16 protein-coding genes are annotated in these 19,650 nt (G+C 47.4%); 4 read left to right on the top strand and 12 right to left on the bottom strand.

Annotated features, from left to right (window positions below; all coding sequences use genetic code 11):
- Positions 1 to 156 precede the first annotated feature (156 nt).
- From L0Y31_RS13775 to L0Y31_RS13745, 7 genes are all read right to left on the bottom strand, one after another.
- Positions 157 to 900, bottom strand: a complete 744-nt coding sequence (locus L0Y31_RS13775) for an SOS response-associated peptidase (protein WP_234733654.1) — start codon at positions 898 to 900, stop codon at positions 157 to 159.
- Between the two features lie 18 nt (positions 901 to 918).
- Entirely contained in the window at positions 919 to 1,545 is a 627-nt protein-coding gene (locus L0Y31_RS13770) for a hypothetical protein (RefSeq protein WP_234733653.1), read from the bottom strand.
- Positions 1,546 to 1,558: 13 nt separating this feature from the next.
- Entirely contained in the window at positions 1,559 to 2,047 is a 489-nt protein-coding gene (locus tag L0Y31_RS13765; RefSeq protein ID WP_234733652.1) for an RNA polymerase sigma factor, read from the bottom strand.
- Between the two features lie 130 nt (positions 2,048 to 2,177).
- On the bottom strand, positions 2,178 to 4,085 hold the full coding sequence (gene acs, locus L0Y31_RS13760) for an acetate--CoA ligase (RefSeq protein WP_234733651.1): 1,908 nt from the start codon (positions 4,083 to 4,085) through the stop codon (positions 2,178 to 2,180).
- A gap of 104 nt (positions 4,086 to 4,189) precedes the next feature.
- On the bottom strand, positions 4,190 to 4,414 hold the full coding sequence (locus tag L0Y31_RS13755) for a DUF6814 family protein (RefSeq protein ID WP_234733650.1): 225 nt from the start codon (positions 4,412 to 4,414) through the stop codon (positions 4,190 to 4,192).
- A gap of 38 nt (positions 4,415 to 4,452) precedes the next feature.
- Complete coding sequence (locus L0Y31_RS13750) at positions 4,453 to 6,024, bottom strand: MFS transporter (RefSeq protein WP_234733649.1); 1,572 nt, start codon at positions 6,022 to 6,024, stop codon at positions 4,453 to 4,455.
- A gap of 180 nt (positions 6,025 to 6,204) precedes the next feature.
- Positions 6,205 to 7,818, bottom strand: a complete 1,614-nt coding sequence (locus L0Y31_RS13745) for a SulP family inorganic anion transporter (RefSeq protein WP_234733648.1) — start codon at positions 7,816 to 7,818, stop codon at positions 6,205 to 6,207.
- Positions 7,819 to 7,947: 129 nt separating this feature from the next.
- Here L0Y31_RS13745 and L0Y31_RS13740 point away from each other — a divergent pair, with 129 nt between their 5' ends.
- From L0Y31_RS13740 to L0Y31_RS13725, 4 genes are all read left to right on the top strand, one after another.
- Complete coding sequence (locus L0Y31_RS13740; protein WP_234733647.1) at positions 7,948 to 9,159, top strand: class I SAM-dependent methyltransferase; 1,212 nt, start codon at positions 7,948 to 7,950, stop codon at positions 9,157 to 9,159.
- Positions 9,160 to 9,163: 4 nt separating this feature from the next.
- Complete coding sequence (locus tag L0Y31_RS13735; protein ID WP_234733646.1) at positions 9,164 to 9,877, top strand: hypothetical protein; 714 nt, start codon at positions 9,164 to 9,166, stop codon at positions 9,875 to 9,877.
- 242 nt (positions 9,878 to 10,119) lie between these two features.
- On the top strand, positions 10,120 to 11,355 hold the full coding sequence (locus tag L0Y31_RS13730; protein ID WP_234733645.1) for a helix-turn-helix domain-containing protein: 1,236 nt from the start codon (positions 10,120 to 10,122) through the stop codon (positions 11,353 to 11,355).
- 211 nt (positions 11,356 to 11,566) lie between these two features.
- Complete coding sequence (locus L0Y31_RS13725; protein ID WP_310587094.1) at positions 11,567 to 12,133, top strand: RNA polymerase sigma factor; 567 nt, start codon at positions 11,567 to 11,569, stop codon at positions 12,131 to 12,133.
- A gap of 75 nt (positions 12,134 to 12,208) precedes the next feature.
- Here L0Y31_RS13725 and L0Y31_RS13720 read toward each other — a convergent pair whose 3' ends face one another.
- The 5 genes from L0Y31_RS13720 to L0Y31_RS13700 form a co-directional block, all read right to left on the bottom strand.
- Entirely contained in the window at positions 12,209 to 14,686 is a 2,478-nt protein-coding gene (locus L0Y31_RS13720) for a bifunctional UDP-N-acetylmuramoyl-tripeptide:D-alanyl-D-alanine ligase/alanine racemase (RefSeq protein ID WP_234733643.1), read from the bottom strand.
- Between the two features lie 40 nt (positions 14,687 to 14,726).
- Entirely contained in the window at positions 14,727 to 15,806 is a 1,080-nt protein-coding gene (gene corA, locus L0Y31_RS13715; RefSeq protein WP_234733642.1) for a magnesium/cobalt transporter CorA, read from the bottom strand.
- A 105-nt stretch (positions 15,807 to 15,911) separates the two neighbouring features.
- Positions 15,912 to 16,784: a universal stress protein gene (locus L0Y31_RS13710; RefSeq protein WP_234733641.1), complete on the bottom strand. Its 873-nt coding sequence runs from the start codon at positions 16,782 to 16,784 to the stop codon at positions 15,912 to 15,914.
- 104 nt (positions 16,785 to 16,888) lie between these two features.
- Positions 16,889 to 18,181: a sensor histidine kinase gene (locus L0Y31_RS13705; RefSeq protein ID WP_234733640.1), complete on the bottom strand. Its 1,293-nt coding sequence runs from the start codon at positions 18,179 to 18,181 to the stop codon at positions 16,889 to 16,891.
- Between the two features lie 13 nt (positions 18,182 to 18,194).
- Positions 18,195 to 19,580, bottom strand: a complete 1,386-nt coding sequence (locus tag L0Y31_RS13700; protein ID WP_234733639.1) for a sigma-54-dependent transcriptional regulator — start codon at positions 19,578 to 19,580, stop codon at positions 18,195 to 18,197.
- Positions 19,581 to 19,650: the final 70 nt, after the last annotated feature.

Genomic DNA, 19,650 nt, shown 5'->3' with positions numbered 1-19,650 from the left:
GAATGCATTTAATTACCGGTCAAATCCGAGAACGGCTTATGCGTTGGGCGGGAGGAAATCAGAAAGGATGAATGGAATAGGCAGGCAGGAACATGCTCGTGAGGCGCCAAACATCCTGCCTGACCACCTTACGAGTAGTACATCGTTCTTAAAATACTACGCAAAAAGTTCTTTTTTACTTTCTAGTTCTGGATAGGTAAAGGTTTCCAGAACTTCGGGAGCGTCGGATGGCTCTGTGCGGGACGTAATGCGCTTGCTGATGCTGTAGCTATGCATTTTTTTGTCGGGGTAAAGATTTGCGGTCAAATCCAGTACCTCCTGTTGGTTCAGGTCTTCGTGCAACCAAGCGTGTTCGGCTTCGGGCGTCAGCAGGACCGGCATCCGTTTTTTCGTATTATGAATGTTGGCCAATAAATCGTTGGCTTCGGTTGTTAGCAGACTGTAAGTCGGTGTCACTTCACCCGTTTCTGGATCGGCCCACTCGTCCCAAATTCCGGCGATTGAGAAAATAGGCTGGTCTTTGGTTTGGATGAAGAACGGGTATTTTTTCTTACCCTGCGTATACCATTCAAAAAAGCCAGTAACCGGAATCAGGCACCGTCGCCCCGCCGAAATGCTTTGCCGAAACGAGGGCTTTTCAAACAGCGTCTCCGCCTTTGCATTCAGGGTGCGAGCGCGAATTTCGTCGGCATCACTGCTGCTTTTAACCCAGCGCGGCACCAACCCCCAGCGTACCAGCTGTAACTTGCCCGGTTCCTGCCGGGTCACAATGGGCCAGGCGGGAAACTGGAAACCCGCAGCGTGATAAATAGGCTGGTAATCTGCCTTTTGCGGAAACGATGCGTCATACCGCTCTTCGAGCTTGGCGGCGTTGACGTTGAGTGACTTATGGTAGCACATACTCTTATAACCAGGTGCTTATAATAACTGTTTCAGCTGATCTAACTCTTTTAGGCTTTCTTTCAAGGCTTCCGCCTGTGGGTCTTCGAAGGCGCGAAAAACCCATTTTGCTAACCCATAGAGTACCAGAATAATTCCAACCTGAAGGCCCAAAAAAGTTACCGTCTTTGCCATTCCGTAAGCATCAAAATTCCGGCTTACCAGCGCAACACCCAGTAAAAAACCAGCTACCATAAACAGTAACCAAACCTTGCCGAGTATCCTTTGCGTCTGCTCGTGCGATTGAATTACTTTGGCGAGACTGTCGCGCAAGTTTTCCCGACTCAAATTAACCTGATTCAACTGGCGGTGCTCTTTCACTATAATCACCAACGCAAAAAGCCCCAGTACGAGATACAAAACCATCGGTACGTACGAATACCAATTTGTAAAATCAAAGGGATTGCCCAAGATAGCCGCGGTAAAGAAAAGGATGGTTCCTACCATGATTGTACCGGCCAGCCTGATCTTCTGCCCCATTTTTGCCAGGTTACTTTTCGAACGATCCTTAATCATCGAAAGAAACATTTGCTCATTTAACTGCTGCTGCCGACTGATTTTTTCGTCGTATACTCTCCAGCTTGCTTTCAATTCATCCAGTTCCATTATCGTTTACTGTTTACAGGGTTATTGTTTTGATTAATTTTTCCAGTTTTGCTTTGATGCGGTTCAGTTTCACCCCCACATTGGATTTGGAAATGCCCAGAATAGCCGCCATTTCCTCATAGTTGTGATCATCCAGATACAGCGTAATAACGGCCTTTTCGACGGGCGACAGCTGCTCAATGGCGGCGTATAACCGCCGGGAATCTTCGTGCGCCACGGTATCCTGCAAGTCCGGAATCTGAAAAATTCCTTCCGAAAGTGGCAATGGGAGGGGTTTCCGGGTCTGCTTCCGGTAATTGGAAATCGCCGTGTTCAAGGCAATTCGGTACATCCAGGTTGTAGCCATTGCTTCTTCCCGGAAGGCCGGAAATGCTTTCCAGAGCTGAAGCACCATTTCCTGAAAAAGGTCTTTTCGATCTTCGTCATCCTTGCAGTACAGCGAACAGACTTTGTACAAAATGCCCGGGTGCCGATTTAACAGGCTGATAAACTCTTTTTCCATCACGGCGATACCTTAATGTTGAATTTCAGACTATTAGTCGCGCAAGCAGTAGAAATATTACAGGATAACCGGAAATAAAAAACGCCGAACGATCTCGTTCGGCGTTCTTTGCCAGTATCAGAAGATTAGATCAGGCTTTTGCTTCAATCAGGACGCCTTGTTTGATATCCTCCACCACATTCGGGTCGAGCAGCGTTGAGGTATCGCCCAGGTTTTTGGTGTCTCCCTCGGCAATTTTACGCAAAATCCGGCGCATGATTTTCCCCGAACGCGTTTTGGGTAAGCCTCGCACAAATTGAATCTTATCCGGTTTTGCAATTGGCCCGATGATGCGGCTGACGGTGGCCAGAATATCCCGACGAATCAGGTCTTCTTCGTGCGCGGTATCACTTTCCGTAATCACATAGGCGTAAATTCCCTGGCCTTTGATGTCGTGCGGATAACCCACCACGGCGCTTTCCACGACGCCCGTGTGCATGTTAATGGCGTTTTCGACTTCAGCCGTTCCAATCCGGTGACCCGATACGTTCAGGACATCATCGACGCGGCCCGTAATCCGATAGTAGCCATCCTCATCGCGGAGGCAGCCATCGCCGGTGAAATACAGCCCTTTGTAGGTACTGAAATAGGTCTGGCGGCACCGTTCGTGGTCGCCGTAGGTCGTGCGTAGGATGCCCGGCCACGGAAATTTCATGCATAGGTTACCACTGACGCCATTGCCTTCAATTTCGACGCCGTTTTCATCGACCAGAATGGGTTGCACGCCCGGCAGCGGTAGCGTCGCGTAGGTTGGTTTGGTTTTAGTAATGCCCGCAATTGGCGAAATCAGAATACCGCCGGTTTCGGTTTGCCACCAGGTATCGACAATCGGGCAGCGATTTTTGCCAATGTTGTCGTCGTACCAGTGCCAGGCTTCTTCGTTAATCGGTTCACCCACCGAGCCTAACACTTTCAGACTGCTTAAATCTTTTCCTTCCACCGGCTCCGTTCCAAAGCTCATCAGCGAGCGAATGGCGGTCGGGGCCGTATACAGAATATTTACTTTGTGCTTATCAACAATGTCCCAGAAACGCCCCGCGTCTGGCCAGGTTGGAACCCCTTCGAACAGCAGCGTGGTCGCGCCGTTGGCCAAAGGTCCGTAAACGATGTAACTGTGGCCTGTGATCCAGCCAATATCGGCCGTACAGAAATGCACGTCCCCCAGTTCGTACTGGAAAACATTCTGGAACGTATAAGCCGTAAAGACCATGTACCCCCCGCAGGTGTGCACTACGCCTTTGGGTTTGCCGGTTGAGCCGGATGTATACAGGATAAACAGCATGTCCTCCGCGTCCATTTCTTCGGCGGGACATTCGCTGGTAACCTGCTTCATTTCGGTTTCCCACCACACGTCGCGTCCTTTGATCATCGACACCGCTGAGCGCGTTTGCGTCAACACAATCACGCGCTTCACGGACGGACAGGCAATCAGGGCGTCGTCTACCGTGTCTTTCATCGGAATGACTTTGTTGCCCCGCACAGCCCCATCCGACGTAACAACGATTGAACACTCGGCATCATTGATCCGGTCTGCAATGGAACGCGCTGAAAACCCACCAAACACCACTGAGTGAATCGCTCCGATGCGGGCGCACGCCAACACGGCCACGGCCAGTTCGGGCACCATCGGCATATAAATACAAATCCGGTCGCCTTTTTTAGCTCCGTTGCGTTTCAGCACGTTGGCAAAGCGGCAAACCTGATCGTAGAGCATCTGATACGTCAGCGTAACAGTCGGTTCGCTCGGGTCGTTGGGTTCCCAGATAATAGCGGGCTGATCAGCGCGGTCTTTCAGGTGCCGATCAAGGCAATTTTCGGTGATATTTAGCTTGCCGCCTTCAAACCATTTAATGCTTGGTTCGTCGAAATTCCACTGTAAAACGCGTTTCCACGGCTTTCGCCACTGGAACTCCTGCGCGATCTCGGCCCAAAAGTTTTCTGGATCTTCAACGCTCTGGCGATAGGCCTCCTGATATTGGTCAAAGGTTTGGATTTTCATGGGTTAACGGACTGTATGTGCAATAATATGCATTAAAGGTAAAAAGCTCTTCTGGAAAGTCTTCAACGAAATCGCCAAAAATAGCTATTTATCAAATAACGTCCTCACGACTTCAGATCATACTCGCCTTTTAGCGCGTAATAGCCAAATGTTACTAACCCACCTACAATAATTGGCATCAGGATAAAGAGAATAATGATTCCAAACACCAAATCCTCCTGGTTACCAGAAGCCAATTTAGGTAAGCCAAAATGCACAATTCCGAAATAACCAGCCAGAGCGGCAATGAACAACCAGGCAGCGCCCAATATTCGTTTAATTGTATTCATCTGTTTCGCAGACTATTGTCTTAATTAATAATTCAGAATTAATCGTCTACCTGCGTATCTTTTCCATTGATGTAAACCAGCCCGATCACGAAGCAGACGCCCGCTACCACAATGGGATACCACAACCCTTCCAGATAAGGCGCCTTATAAGGCAGTGCCGCTCCCGCCTTGATGGCCACTCCGTTTGCATCATTGGCTTTGGTAGCGAGATACGTGGCGACGGCGGGCAACAACCCCCCAAAAACACCATTCCCAATGTGGTAGGGCAATGACATGGACGTATACCGAATGCGGGTTGGGAACATTTCCACCAGAAACGCCGCAATGGGTCCGTACACCATCGTGACGAACAACACCTGTAAAAACACCAGCCAGATCAGCGTCCATTTGTCTCTGCTGTTCAGCGTGATTGTTTTTTTCACGCCCGTCGGCGTTGCCGACCCCGCTTTGATTTTAGCAGTTTCGACTACTTTCGTTCCGTCGGTGTATTCCCGGTTTGTTGTGGTTGTTGTTATCAACGTGCCCGGATTTTTTTCGTCGGGCGTGCTTAGGGTCTGGATGGTTGTATTAGGCGTTAGTTCGGTTTTTGCGGTTAGATTAGTCGTCTGGTACATCTTTTCGTAGATGGGCCGGTAAGACAGAATGGCGATAAGCATCCCGGTCAGCATAATTCCTTTCCGACCAATTTTATCAGACAACCAGCCGAATAGCACAAAAAAAGGCGTTCCCAGCAGCAAAGCAATTGTCATCAGCCCATCCGACTGCATCTTATCGACATTGCATATTTTTTCGATAAAACTCATGGCGTAGAACTGACCAGTATACCAGACAACCCCCTGCCCCATCGTGGCTCCAAAAAGAGCCAGCAGTACGAATTTGAAATTGTATTTGTTACCGAAACTTTCTTTCAGCGGGTTGGTCGATGTGTTACCCTCTGCTTTTGCTTTCGCAAACAGCGGCGACTCGTGCATGTTCCTCCGAATCACGTACGAAATCGCTATCATAATAATTGACGCCCAGAACGGAACGCGCCAGCCCCAATCATCGAACGCCTCTTTTGACACGGCCAGACGGGTAAGCATAATCACCAGCAGCGACACGAATAAGCCGACCGTGGCGGTCGTCTGAATCCAGGATGTCCAGAAGCCTCGCTGGTGGCTGGGCGCGTGTTCGGCCACGTAGGTGGCCGCTCCGCCGTATTCACCGCCCAGCGCCAGTCCTTGCAGCAGGCGCAGCACCAACACCAGCAAAGGAGCCAGAAAGCCGATGGTTTCATAGCCCGGCACCAGCCCGATGGCAAACGTGGCTCCACCCATCAGTAGCAAGGTGACCATAAACGTATATTTCCGGCCAATCAGATCTCCCAAACGCCCAAAAAACAAAGCCCCGAAAGGCCGTACCACAAAGCCCGCCGCAAAGGTTGCCAAGGTTGAAAGAAACGCCGCCGTCGGGTTGCCTTCTGGAAAAAATTTGGTGGAAAGTATGGTTGCCAGCGAGCCGAAAATGTAAAAATCGTACCACTCAATCAGCGTCCCTACCGACGAGGCTGAAATGACACTGAAGAGGGTTCGCTTGTCAGCAACCTTCTGCTTGGTTGATTCAGAAATCATGAAATTTAAAAGCGTGAGGGTTTTAGGAGAAACTTAGGGTGCTATCGTTCCTAAGTAAATATAGGAAATCCAGCGATTATGAAAGGATATATTTCTTTTATTATACTATCCAGTGCTTGGAAAAACAAAAAGCTGTCTGGCTTTCCAAACAGCTTTTTTTACTGGTCCACCCCCGAAAGATCACTGGGCGATGGCCGCCCGTACTTTTGCGTAATTGCGAATTCTTCGTTTCTCCAGCGTTACGTTTTTCAGTTCGTAGCTAATATTCATTGAATCAGCTGTTTCCTGAAACTCCTGGAGCATGGTGTAAATGTCATTGTCGATAAAGGTGGCATTCGTGCCATCAATCAAAACCTGATCGCCGGGTTGTAACTGCCGCAATTCTTCTTTAAGCTGCGGTTTATTGATAAAATAGACGTCTTTCTGAAACTTGATCAATACGTGATTTCCATCGCGGATGACGCGGAAGGCCATTTGAAAGTTCGTATACAGCACAAAAAGGATTCCAACGACCAAACCAATTCCGATCCCAATCAACAGATCGGTAAAGACAATCCCTAAAACGGTGACAACGAACGGAATGAACTGATTCATCCCTTGCTTGTAAGTGGCTACAAATATTTTAGGTTTGGCGAGTTTGTAACCGACCATAATCAGAACAGCGGCCAGACAGGACAACGGAATCCGGTTCAGAAATGGAGCTGTCAGAAATACGGCCAGCATGAGCAAAATGCCGTGAATAACTGCCGACATACGCGTTCTGGAGCCGCCGTATACATTTGCGGATGACCGCACAACCACCGACGTGACGGGTAATCCACCGACAAGCCCAGAAACGATGTTGCCAATTCCCTGCGCGACCATTTCCTGATCGGGCGACGACACTCGCCGCTGCGGGTCCAGGCGGTCCGAAGCCTCCAGGTTCAGGAGCGTTTCCAGACTGGCAACGATGGCAATGGTTCCGGCCGTTTTATAGACCTGAAGGTTATTTAGTGCGCTAAAATCTGGAAAATCAAAGATCGAGAAAAAGCTTTCGCCGGCCTTAATCTGCGGAATCTGCACCATGTGCTGGTGTGCCGAATCGCCCAGATACCAGTTTGGCATGAAGGCCAGGAATAACTCGTTCAGAATGGTTCCGGCAAATACGGCCAGCAAGGCGCCAGGTAACAGGCGAACAAAATTGAAGCCCCGCCCCGTGAGCTTTTCCCAAGAAATAAGGATGGCAAACGAAACCAAACTGATGACCACCGCGCCGGGGCTAAATGTTACCACCGCCCGGTATATCTCGGAGAGTGTATTTTCGCCATCGGCCAACTGCTGAAACTCAAATTCACCTTCGTAGTCATTATCCCGGCCCAGGGCGTGGGGAATCTGCTTTAAAACAATCACCAATCCAATGGCTACCAGCATGCCTTTGATAACACTGTCCGGGAAATAACCACTGAACTTGCCCGCCCGTACAATACCCAGCACAAACTGAATAAAACCGGCGATGACCACAGCGGCTAAAAAGCTCTCAAATGACCCCAGTTCTTTGATATTGTCGGCCACAATGACCGCCAGACCCGCCGCCGGACCACTGACGCTCACGTCCGATCCAGACAACAATCCGATAATGATTCCCCCAATCATGCCTGCTACCAAACCTGAAAAAAGAGGCGCTCCAGAAGCCAACGCAATGCCCAGGCAAAGCGGAAGCGCTACCAGAAAAACCGATAGCCCAGCTGGTAGATCGCTTCGGAAGTCAGCTGCCTTATAGTGGGCAAGTGACTTAAGCGGTTTTAAGATATTCATACATCTATCAATTGAGTTGCTTATACGTTATTAATTTTGTTAGGTTTCTGGACGCGTTTTATTTGACCAGCTACCCCTACAAAGGTAATCCTAATCATTTTTTAATCTTTATCAGTATTTAATTTTATCATGATTTTTTTGACTCCTGAGGAGCAAGAGTTTATTATACATCATATGAATGATGATCCGGCAACCTTACTCTTGCGCCAGAAGACAAATTCTGGTCTCCGCATGCGGGAAATTGCGGCTCAGCTTACGGCGCGTCAGAAAGCACGCCAGAAGCTACCGGCCTGGTACGCGAACCCGGCATTGGTCTTTCCGCCTCCTCTCTCCGTCGAACAAGCTTCATCAGAACGGACTGCTCTTTACAAAGCTTCCCTTGTGGGCAAATCTGATCCGCTACCGGACAACCCAACCCTACTCATTGACCTTACGGGCGGTATGGGAGTCGATACGGCTGCCTTTTCGGAACGAGTTGATCAGGTAATTTACGTTGAAAATCAGGCCAATCTAGCTGAGCTAGCAACCTATAACCTTCCCCGTTTAGGTGCCTCTGGCATAGAATTCCGCTCGGATAATGGCTTGCATTTTCTACAAAATTTTGCTGGCTATGCCGACTGGATTTACCTTGATCCGGCTCGTCGCGACAGCCGTGGTGGCAAAGTGGTTCGACTTGAAGACTGCGAGCCCCCCGTTGCGGATTGGTATGATACGCTGCTGGCCAAAGCCCAACGCCTGTTGATTAAAACCTCGCCCCTGATTGACATTGAGTCCAGCCTGCGAACCCTCAAGGGCGTCTCCGACGTTCACGTGGTTGCCGTTGATAATGAGTGCAAGGAAGTGCTTTTTGTGGTGTCGAAGGAGGCGGCAGATGATGTTCTCATGACGGCTGTAAACCTACGCAGCAAAGCAGTTGATGAGCATTTTAGCTTTGTTCGTTCAGCGGAGAAGCAAGTTGATATACTCTTTGGTCCACCCGACCGTTACCTGTATGAACCCAATTCGTCTATTTTGAAAGCAGGCGCTTTCAGGGTTATTGCAGACCGATTTAAATTAACCAAAATAGCGCCGAACAGCCACTTATACACCTCGGACAAAGTTGTAGATGGCTTTCCAGGACGCATTTTTGAAGTAATAGGCACTTGCAAACCAGACCGTAAAGCGGTACGTATGCTGGTGCCCGACCGCAAAGCGAATTTAACCATTCGCAACTTTCCCGATTCGGTAGACGCCTTACGAAAAACGCTGGAACTAACTGACGGTGGCGAAACGTATATTTTTGCTACGACCTTGTTAGATGGAACAAAACGTTTATTGATCACAAACAAACTTGTTAACTAAATACATGAAAAGAAACCAAACAGTCCACAAGTCCTTTTCCCGTTTCGCGGCAGTTCACTTATTCGCTATTTTTTGCCTTACACAAACTGCATACAGCCAGACCGTTTATTCGTCTACGGAAAAAGTTGAGCAGCAGTCTTTGAAAGGAATCACTATCGATATTCCAGCCGAAGGAAAGTTTGTCGAGCGCGAATGGGAAACGCTGCTAAAATCGTATGGGCGTGTCGTTACGAGCCGCGGTGGTGTTTACAAAGTCCCCGCTGCCGACATAAAACCCCTATCGGTAAACCCTGTTAACCTAACTAGCCGGATAAGCGCGTCAAAAGACAAGGCAAAACTGTTTGTGGCCGCTGATTTGGGAAGTGGAAACTACGTGACGGTAGGAAGCCGAGAATATGATCAACTCGAAACATTGGTCAAAGATTTCGCAGGTCGCACTTTACTGAATAACGAATTACGCGCTGCGGAGCAAAGCTTTAACGACGCCCAGAAACAACACGAAAAAAGCACGCGTGCGGGCGAAAAGCTTGTCCGTGACATAGAACGAAATAAAAAGGAGAAAGAAAACCTACTTCGTCGTCTAGACGAGAATGCAAAAGAATTAGAACAGTTGGAAAAAAATGTAGAATCAAATAAAACGGAGCAAACCAATACTCAGACAGAACTTGATAATAAAAAGAGTGCGGTAGAAGCTGTTCGTACAAAAATACCGAGATAGTACATTCATTAATTAAATAGTGATTTTCACTACAAATAGAACTGATTTCATACCTTTTTCGAGTCAATTTTATCTTGTTACCGAAACAAGACTTAAATTAACTAAATTGTACTTTTTTAATAATTAACTCAATTTTAATACTCTTTTTTGTCTGATATTTAAGCATAATAGAATATATTTACAACGTATTAAGCTCATTAAGCAGACACTAAATGTCTAATTATTTTTGCCTTCATTAGTAAATGTACACCATTCTATCGATTACACATTTATTACCTTACGTATTGTTAATCTGCGCTTTATCTGGATTAATAGCAGTGATTATATTGTTTTTTAAACGCAAGTTGATTGATGTAAATATTTACCTACTTTTCTCTATTTTTAATTTTAGTATTTTTCTCTGCGGAGTTGCCTCTTTGCATACTGGTTTATTCATCAAATCACCCTATTTATACAGTATTTTCGAGCCTTTCTTCTACCTAGCTATTCCTAGTTCATTTTTGTACATTCGCTCGATTTTACAGGACCGAATAGCATTTAAAAATTATGACTTTATTCATTTAATCCCTTTTCTTTTTCGGTTAATTGAACTACTCTTTTTTTACAGTTTTCAGCCGGTGGCCGGTCCAATAATGGCCCATCTTTCACCGCTTGGCTCTGGGTCTATTTTCCCATTTGAAGACGTTCAGCTTCCTTCTTTCGCTCATTTTCATTTAATGTTATTTGTATCAATTATTTATTACTTTTTTCAAGTCAGGCTTCTTATTCACTCTTATCGTTCTTTTAGATTTAAGTATTTGGTTCGCCAAGCATCTAAAATGGAATGGCTATTTATCTATCTTCTTTTTAATACATTTTTGCTCGCGATTTTTTTTGCTAATGTCTTTATCGCACCTGCTCACAAGGGAGCTACGCTGGAAATAGCAATTGGCATCTACTTGATCTCGATTCTTGCCTATGTCCTTTATCGATGGTCAACCCAGCATGTCGCTACCCATCCATCTACGACATTAGAACCTTACTCAGAAGTTATTCCGACTAACGATCAGGAAGAAAACTTGCTTGGTTCAGAGGTTGAGAAAATAGAAAGTTTACAGGCCGATAAACGGCTGGACTATCGTCAGCGAATCGAATCTTTTTTAAATAATCAACAAGCTTACCTGAAAAAAGGATATTCGTTGAAGGCATTATCCGAGGACGTGAACCTGCCCCACCATCATGTTTCAGCAGTTATCAATCGGGAGTTTAACATGAACTTCAATGATTACATCAATCAATATCGGATAAAATACATCCAGACTATTATGCTACAACCCGAGAGCAGTCAGCTTACGTTAGAAGGTTTAGCCTGGCAGGCAGGTTTTAGCTCCCGATCTACTTTTTTCCGGGCTTTTACCAAGTTTACAAATTCAACACCCACCGAGTATATAAATAATCAACCGCTAAATGCCAATCAGAATACGCCTTCAAACCCTTAGGGAGCCAAAAAGGCTTATTCTTTTGTGCCAAATTATAAGTTCATACATATAACAGCTATGTGCTAGTAGTTTTTATCAGACGCTTTACAAAATTAGCATCTAAATAACGGCTAGCGAATACACGAAATATGTACGTTCGATCCTGTTTACATTGAATACCCAAATTCTCTACCAGCTATAAACTCTATTAATTTATTTAATTCTTGTGCTTATGACTACCACGTATCTTAAAAGCTGTTACCATTTATCTGACAGCGAATTGATTGTCCGCATCACCGAAATGAAAGACGATTCCTGCTTTTCTATTTTGTACCAACGACATTATAAACGCGTCTACCGCCATTGCATGACCTACGTCAAAGATGCGGATTGGGTGGAGGATTATACACAGAGTGTCTTCCTTCAGGTATATCAGAAATTGAGTCAATTTAAAAATCAAAGTTCATTTTCTCATTGGCTATCGGTCTTAACCAAAAACTATTGTTTAAACCAATTTAGGGTTCAAAAGCGTACGCAAACAGCCATCTCTGAATGGTGTAATGCCAGCTACGTATATGATTCCACGGATGATGAGCAGGATAATTTTGAAACACTTACGCATGTGCTTAAGCTTATCAATGTCCAGGATCGTACGCTTTTGCACCTAAAATATGAACAGGGCTACAGCCTTAAAGAGATTGCAACGCAATACAATGTGCGTACAAGCACCATTAAGATGCGACTATTACGTGCCCGGAGAGCCGTTTATCTCTACGCAAAATCATCTCAAAGCTTATAATATACTTGCTTGAACAAACATATACATCACCCTAATTCTTGACCTTGGGATTTTACCGGGAGCCTGTTAAAAGAACTACTCCCGGTAAAAAATGCGTTTCACGCGCTCGCTGACGCCAGTTATAATTTCGTATGGAATCGTACCGATGCAGGCAGCTAGACGGGTTATTGGCATTTCTTTTCCGAAAACGATAACTTCGTCAGCTTCTTGCGCGTCAGCTTCGGTTACATCAATCATCGTCATGTCCATGCAAATACTGCCTACAGTTGGACAGAGCGTTCCGTTGACGGATACATGCCCTACCCCGTTCCCTAAACGCCGGTCGTAGCCATCTGCATAGCCAATGGCAATAGTCGCAATTCGGGCGTCTTTCTGCAGTAATCCCCGACGGCTGTAGCCAACCGTTTCGCCCGCTTTCAGGTTTTTAATTTGACTGATAACTGTCTTCAATGTACCAACCGGCAGTACCTGGCCGGTTTCCAACTGGCTCGCTTCTACGCCGTATAGACCAATTCCTAGACGTACCATATCCAGTTTATACTCTGGAAAACGAATAATTCCGGCTGAATTAAGAATATGGCGAATCGGTTGATAGCCTAATGCCTCTTCCAGTTGCATAGCTCCACGGGCTAATTGTTCGTATTGCTGCTGAGAAAACCCATTATGCGCTGCTTCGTCGGCTCCTGCCAAATGGCTAAACACCGAAGCAACGCGCAAGGTAGGCGTTGTTTGTAGCAAGGTGCATAAAGCAGCTAATTCGTCCGGTAAAAAGCCAAGACGATGCATCCCCGTGTCTAGTTTCAGGTGGAGTGAGGGGAAATCGGCGAACGAACTTTTGCCTTTTTTCGCTTCTTTCATCAAAAACTCCTTCCATTCTTCCAGCCGCCAAAAACTGTATATTTCCGGTTCCAGCCTGTACTCCAGCAGTTGAGCGAACGTTTCGGGGGACGGATTCATGACCATGATCGGCAGATGAATACCGTGCTGGCGAAGCGCAACGCCCTCGTCGGCATACGCAACAGCCAAGTAATCCACCCGGTGGTATTGCAGCAGCCTGGCTACTTCCGCACTCCCGCTCCCGTAGGCAAACGCCTTCACCATCGCCATAATTTTGGTCTTTGCCCCGACTTTGCTGCGGTAGTAATTCAGGTTATGCGTCAGAGCATCCAGATTAACCTCCAAAACCGTTTGGTGCGATTTCTGAATTAATCGATTAATAATGCGCTCAAAGCCAAAACGCCGTGCTCCTTTCACCAGAATTACGGCATCGTATAGCGTGTTCAGGTAGTTCGATTGCACCAGTTCTTCCGCCGTCGGGTAAAAGCGCGTCCCCTCCGGAAATAAACGCTGGTTGGCCCCAAGTTCCGGCCCAACGGCAATCAGGTGATGCACGCCTTTTCCGGCTACCAGCTGACTGATTATCGGATAGAGGTCTTCGGCACCCAGACCCGTTTCGAGCAGATCAGATAAGATTAAAACCTTCTGCCGGGAGCTATCCTGCTGACTCAGAAAGTTCAACGCCATGGAAAGCCCCGCCAGATCGTTGTTGTAGGTATCGTCGATGAGCAGATTTCGGTGAATTCCCTCTTTCACCTCAAGACGCATCGAAACGGGCCGCAACCGCGCAAAACGACTCTGAAGTGTGGCCTCATCTGTAATGCCTAACACCAACGTCGCCAGAGCAGTATGCGTTGCATTTTCGAGACTAGCTTCATCCGCAAAAGGCACAAAAAGGGAATAGTCTCTTTCCGCCCATTTCAGGGTAATTAATGTACCGCTAGCCTGCGCTTCGTACGTCACGTTAACGGCTCCTTTTCCTTCCGAAGACCAGCTTATAAGTTGAATATCAGGATTTACCGCCTTCAACAATAAATTAATTTCTTCGTCTATTTCGGGGTAGTCCTTCCGGTAGATGAGCGTTTTTACCTGGGTAAACAGCCGAAGCTTTTCGGCTACCTTCTGCTTCCGGCTCCGAAATCCTTCGTCGTGCGCCGAACCGATGTTGGTGAAAATGCCAATCGTGGGTCGGATGATGCCTTGCAGGGCCTGCATCTCAAAGGGTTTCGAAATACCTGCCTCAAAAATACCCAAAGTATGCTCTTCCTTCAGGGGCCAGACCGAAAGCGGTACGCCAACCTGCGAATTATAACTTTTCGGACTTTTCTGAATGCGAAAATCAGGTTCCAGTATTTGCGTCAGCCATTCCTTTACGATGGTTTTTCCATTGCTTCCCGTCACACCGATGACCGGAATAACAAACTGCCGCCGATGGTCAGCGGCCATCTTCTGAAGCATTTCTAGACTATTGCCTACTTCCAGAATCTGGGCGTCTGCGTATTGCGCCAGTTCGTCCCGAAAAGCGGGCGTTAAGGCTGCCGATTCTACCACAAAATGGCGTACTCCTTTTTGGTATAATTCTGTGATATAGCGATGCCCGTCGTGGCGCTCCCCCCGAATGGCAAAAAAAATGCTCTGTGCCGGGAATAAAACCTGACGACTGTCGGTCACTGGATAAAGAGCCGCCGAGTTGATTTCTGGAAATAGTATATTCATTGTGTAACCCGTTGAATACAGGTCGTTACTGGAACTGCACCTACATCCAACCTCGTTTTCTAAAATAAATGATTGAGCCAATGGCAATCAGCAACATAACGCCTAGCGTTGCAAAATAACCATATGGCGAGCGTAGTTCAGGCATGTATTCAAAATTCATTCCGTAGATTCCCGCGATGAATGTCAGGGGGATAAAAATCGCCGAAATGATGGTCAATGTTTTCATCACGGAATTCATCCGATTGCTCAAGGTGGACAAATAAACGTCGAGAAGCCCCGTCGCTAGTTCCCGGTAGGAGTCAATGTTATCCAGAACCTGCACAACGTGGTCGTATAAATCACGCAAATAGGGCGTAGTTGAAGGTTGCAGCAAAGGCGATTCTTCTAGCAGCAGCCCGTTAATAATCTCCCGAACAGGCCAAACTACTTTCCGCATCAGCGTCAATACCCTTTTCAGCGAATAAAGACGCGCCAATGTTTGCTGAGATGCCACCTGCTGAATAATACTATCTTCCAGAACTTCAAGGCGTTCACCAACCGTTTCCAGCACAACGAAATAATTATCAACCACCAAATCCAATAAAGCATACAGCAGGTAATCAGCACCGTTACGGCGAGTTTTTCCGGCAGAAGCAGCAATTCGGTCGAGAACAGGCTTGAATAAATCAGACTGTCGCTCTTCCTGAAAGGAAATAAGGTATTGCGGGCCTAACACAAAACTCAGGTGTTCGCTTTCCAGCTCGCCCGAATTATTGTTGAATGACAAAGCCTTTAGGGTAGTAAATAAATAGTGGTCGTCGTACTGCTCCAGCTTGGGCTTTTGCAGCGTATTAACCACATCTTCCAGCAGCAGCGAGTGCAGCTTGTACTGCTGGCCGATTCGTTCGATTACGGCTGGTTCATGAATCCCGTCAACGCTCAGCCAGTTTACTTGCGGCGAAGAAACCGGCGGAATTGTACAGTTACTCAGTCGCTTAACCTCTTCAATGGTGTATTTTTCGGGACTATATTCAATGCGCTGTACGCGCGTTTCGTGCTCGACCTCCTGCCCAACGTAAATCAGCGATCCTGGCGATGTACCTACTTTTTTGGATTGGTGACGGTAACGGTTTTTGGACATACGGGCAGTGATCGGAACAGACGACAAAGGTAAAGCGTGGGCGACTAACAAAGTACTGCCATCGCTAACTTTGTTAATCACCCACGCTATTGCTTTATTGGTTTTTTATAGAAAATCGGCGCCTTTTGTATCACCCGCATGGTAGACCAGCACGGGAACACTCGAGCTTAGCACCATGCGTTTCGTTAGGCTCGGATTGAGTAAACGACTCATAAAATCACGTTCGCGAGTGACCATCACCAGCAAATCAACCTGATGCGTCTTGATGTATCCTGTCAGGCCCTCCGATACATTATCAGCGTGCACAACATCCTCACTAAAGCGCTCTTGGCCGAATTCCTGTTTAATCTGAGCCATAAACTCCTGGCTGTTATTTACATCAGGCTGGTTATCGGCATTTATTTTCAGCAAAGTCAGCCGGGCATTATTGCGACGAACCAAATCCACTACCGGCCTCAGGATGTGGTTTTCGTCAAACTCCAACTGGGTTGCGTATACGATGTGTTTGAACTGAATGGCCGCTCCCTGCGCTTCTTCAGGCGATGGAACCACCAGTACCGGACAATGCGCCTGCATCGCCACATCCGAAGCCGCACTCCCCGTCAGACGATCAAAAAAAGAGTCGAAATTATGGCGGCCAATCACAATCATGTCGGGGCGCTGCTCATCAGCCAGGGCAATTATCTCGTCCTCGACTGACCCCATCCGGCTCTCTGTCTGACACGTAAAGCCTTCCTGCTGGAGGCGGGCAGCTAGCTGCTGTAATTGTGATTCGCTGATTTCTTCCATTTCCTGCGCAGCCAGCGCCCCCACCCCAATTCCTATATCACCGGTTGGCAATGTTGTATCTGGAATAAAGGGTTGGGTAACATGCGTCAGCGTCAGCGTTGCGCCGTCTAAGCGGGCCAGCATCTGGGCATATTTCAGGGCATGTTCAGCAGATTCCGAAAAGTCAGTGGGGATGAGGATGTTTTTCATATTGTTATTAAGTTGGCGTACAACTATAACAAAAAAACAGCACTGGTGGCACTGAAATCAGGATAATTGTTTGTAAGCGGGCTGATTTCCATCACGCTATTTCTTCAGGCAAAATGAATGCTAAATACCGTCCAGCCCTCCGCATTGGTCTGGAGCGAAAAAGAGAAGCCATGATTCATTAAAATTTCCCTTGTCAAGGTCAAGCCAATGCCTTGCCCGGTCGGCTTTGTGCTGTAGAAAGGATTAAAAAGGTTATTTTTCAGCGTTTCTGGAATTGGTTTTCCATTATCGCGCACAGCTAACTGACGGTTTGAAACGGTAACTTCCACCAGCCCGCCCGGCGAACAGGCTTCAATGGCATTTTTTAAGACATTGACCAGTACCTGCTCCATTTGCGCGGCATCCGCCAGCACTTTAATCGGGCTACTTTCAGCGTCAAACGTAAGGCTTATTCCGGCGAGTTCCGCCTGGATCTGCATCAAACGTACCACATCCTGACTAAGCTGATTGACGTCGGTCGGGATGCGGTTTGGCAGGGGCAAACGCACCACATCGGCGAAGCGGCGCATGAAATGGTTTAGGCGATCATTGCGCTCTCTGGCAACCTGAAGCGCATGTTTCAGGTCGCTCTGCTTCGGCTCTTCCATCACCGATTGCGTAACATCCAGAATCGAATTGACCGCCCCGATTGAATTGTTCACTTCGTGGGCCATCATCCGAATCACTTTGCTATAGGCCGCTTTTTCCGTCTCCAGAATCTCACTGGTCAGTTCAGCAATCAGCAAAAAAGATCGCTGAAAGCCCCGATCCAGAAAATGCGATTTTTGAACCCGATAAATTTCAACACCGCTGATTTTCAACGTTTTTGTTTCACCATCTTTTAGCTCTGCTACCTGATTCAGGAGCGGATGGTCGATTTCTGCCAACGTTTTGTTCTTCATTTGCTCGACCCTCCGTTGCACTATTTGACAAGCCACTGGATTAACGGTCACAATGCGGTCGTCAAAGTCAAAAATCAGAATGGCAATCGGTGAGGCGTCAATAAGCTTTTCCAGAAAAAACTGTTGTTCCATTTGCTGCGTCCGTTCCTGGCGGAGTTGATCAATCATTAAATTGTAGACATTGATCAGCTGATCAACTTCATTTCTTCCGGTAGGTACAAATTTGACCGTAAAATCTTTATCCCGAATCTGACTAATCCCGGTGGCGACAAACTCGATGGGTTGCCGAAAATCCGAATAAATGCGAATGGCGATGTAAGCCGAAATCAGTACAAAAACTTCCGAAGCAATAAAAAGCAGTTTGTCTTCTTTTAACCATCGAAAGATCAGATAAATCAGGACCGCGTGGACCGTCGCGATGTATAGCAGGTATTTGGTTCGGAGCGTTAACTTCATGCGATGCCTCTCATTACTCGTCTGCACTATAAGGAATCCCGTATTTTTCCAACCGCCGATACAACGCAAACCGGGTGATTCCCAACGCCCGGGCTACTCGCGCCACCCGATTCTGGTGAAAATCCATCGCCCGACGAATCATCTGGTATTCCATTTCATCCAGCGTCATCACCCCCACGGCAGGCATGTTTTGCGCGAGCACCGACGCCGGATTCTGGCTTACGTGCTTTTGAAAGTCTTCCGTTTCCAGGATATTTTTGGTAGCCAGCAATACGGTTCGTTCAACAATATTTTTCAGTTGGCGAATATTGCCCGGCAAAGATAGCGTTTTCAACCACTTCATGGCCACCGGACTCACTTGCAGCGAAGGACGCTCGTAGATGATTTTCAGGTTGTTAACAAAATAATTAACCAGTAACGGAATATCGTCCGGGCGCTCACGCAAAGCGGGTAACTTAACGGTAATCAGGTTGATTCGGTAAAATAAGTCCTCCCGAAAAGTGCCCTCCGCTACCATCGTTTCCAGGTTTCGGTTGGTGGCGCAAATCACGCGGACATCCACCGTCCGGCTTTTGCTACTGCCCAGCGGCTCAAAGGTCCGGTCCTGAAGCACGCGCAACAATTTTACCTGGCTGGACGGGTCGAGATCGCCGATTTCGTCCAGAAAGATGGTGCCTTTGTTGGCCAGTTCAAAGCGCCCAACCCGGTCGGAACGGGCATCCGTAAACGCCCCCCGAACGTGCCCGAACAACTCACTTTCGAACAACGTCGAGGAAATTCCGCCCAAATTCACCTTCACAAATGGTTTTGTCCGGCGTTTGCTATTTTGGTGCGTGGCTTCGGCGATAAGTTCTTTGCCGGTCCCGCTTTCGCCCGTTATGAGCACCGATGCGTCCGTTACAGCTACGCGCCCGATGGTTTCCAGCACTTCGATCAGCTTGCCGTCATTTCCCACAATTTGCTCAAACTGGTAACGCTGGTCGATGCGCCGCCGGGTCGATGCTTCGCTGGTTTCCGGTTTCGGCTCCGATTGCGCCAGGTTCAACGCTGTGTGTACCGATTGCAATAAGTACTCATTTTGCCAGGGTTTGGTAATAAAATCGCTAGCCCCTGCCCGCATGCCCTGCACGGCCAAGTCAATGCTTCCCCAGCCCGTAATCAGAATGACCGGAACTGAGGGATGCATGCGACGGACCACATTCAATAGCCGCAATCCTTCCTCGCCAGAGGTTTCGATGGAAAAATTCATATCCAGAACGACCAGTTCCGGGGTTTGAGCCGTTAACACATCCAGCGCCTGGTCGGGTGCGTTGGCAGTTACGACCTCAAAACCAGCTTTCCGAAACAAGAGCGAGAGCGAAGTTTGAACAGCAATGTCGTCGTCGATAATTAAAAGCATACTGGCAATTTAAGATGAATAATCAATCCCGGCGAGCGACTAAGGCAAAAGGCTTTATTTTCTTCTTTTC

It is taken from the genome of Tellurirhabdus bombi, assembly GCF_021484805.1.
Lineage (GTDB): Bacteria > Bacteroidota > Bacteroidia > Cytophagales > Spirosomataceae > Tellurirhabdus > Tellurirhabdus bombi.
The sequence above is the reverse complement of the archived record's forward strand: the minus strand, read 5'-3'. Positions and strand labels throughout refer to the sequence as shown.

Excerpts from the sequence above, each read along its gene's own strand:
- L0Y31_RS13775 (WP_234733654.1), bottom strand. The coding sequence starts at position 900 with ATGTGCTACCATAAGTCACTCAACGTCAACGCCGCCAAGCTCGAAGAG.
- L0Y31_RS13770 (WP_234733653.1), bottom strand. The coding sequence starts at position 1,545 with ATGGAACTGGATGAATTGAAAGCAAGCTGGAGAGTATACGACGAAAAA.
- L0Y31_RS13765 (WP_234733652.1), bottom strand. The coding sequence starts at position 2,047 with ATGGAAAAAGAGTTTATCAGCCTGTTAAATCGGCACCCGGGCATTTTG.
- acs (WP_234733651.1), bottom strand. The coding sequence starts at position 4,085 with ATGAAAATCCAAACCTTTGACCAATATCAGGAGGCCTATCGCCAGAGC.
- L0Y31_RS13755 (WP_234733650.1), bottom strand. The coding sequence starts at position 4,414 with ATGAATACAATTAAACGAATATTGGGCGCTGCCTGGTTGTTCATTGCC.
- L0Y31_RS13750 (WP_234733649.1), bottom strand. The coding sequence starts at position 6,024 with ATGATTTCTGAATCAACCAAGCAGAAGGTTGCTGACAAGCGAACCCTC.
- L0Y31_RS13745 (WP_234733648.1), bottom strand. The coding sequence starts at position 7,818 with ATGAATATCTTAAAACCGCTTAAGTCACTTGCCCACTATAAGGCAGCT.
- L0Y31_RS13740 (WP_234733647.1), top strand. The coding sequence starts at position 7,948 with ATGATTTTTTTGACTCCTGAGGAGCAAGAGTTTATTATACATCATATG.
- L0Y31_RS13735 (WP_234733646.1), top strand. The coding sequence starts at position 9,164 with ATGAAAAGAAACCAAACAGTCCACAAGTCCTTTTCCCGTTTCGCGGCA.
- L0Y31_RS13730 (WP_234733645.1), top strand. The coding sequence starts at position 10,120 with ATGTACACCATTCTATCGATTACACATTTATTACCTTACGTATTGTTA.
- L0Y31_RS13725 (WP_310587094.1), top strand. The coding sequence starts at position 11,567 with ATGACTACCACGTATCTTAAAAGCTGTTACCATTTATCTGACAGCGAA.
- L0Y31_RS13720 (WP_234733643.1), bottom strand. The coding sequence starts at position 14,686 with ATGAATATACTATTTCCAGAAATCAACTCGGCGGCTCTTTATCCAGTG.
- corA (WP_234733642.1), bottom strand. The coding sequence starts at position 15,806 with ATGTCCAAAAACCGTTACCGTCACCAATCCAAAAAAGTAGGTACATCG.
- L0Y31_RS13710 (WP_234733641.1), bottom strand. The coding sequence starts at position 16,784 with ATGAAAAACATCCTCATCCCCACTGACTTTTCGGAATCTGCTGAACAT.
- L0Y31_RS13705 (WP_234733640.1), bottom strand. The coding sequence starts at position 18,181 with ATGAAGTTAACGCTCCGAACCAAATACCTGCTATACATCGCGACGGTC.
- L0Y31_RS13700 (WP_234733639.1), bottom strand. The coding sequence starts at position 19,580 with ATGCTTTTAATTATCGACGACGACATTGCTGTTCAAACTTCGCTCTCG.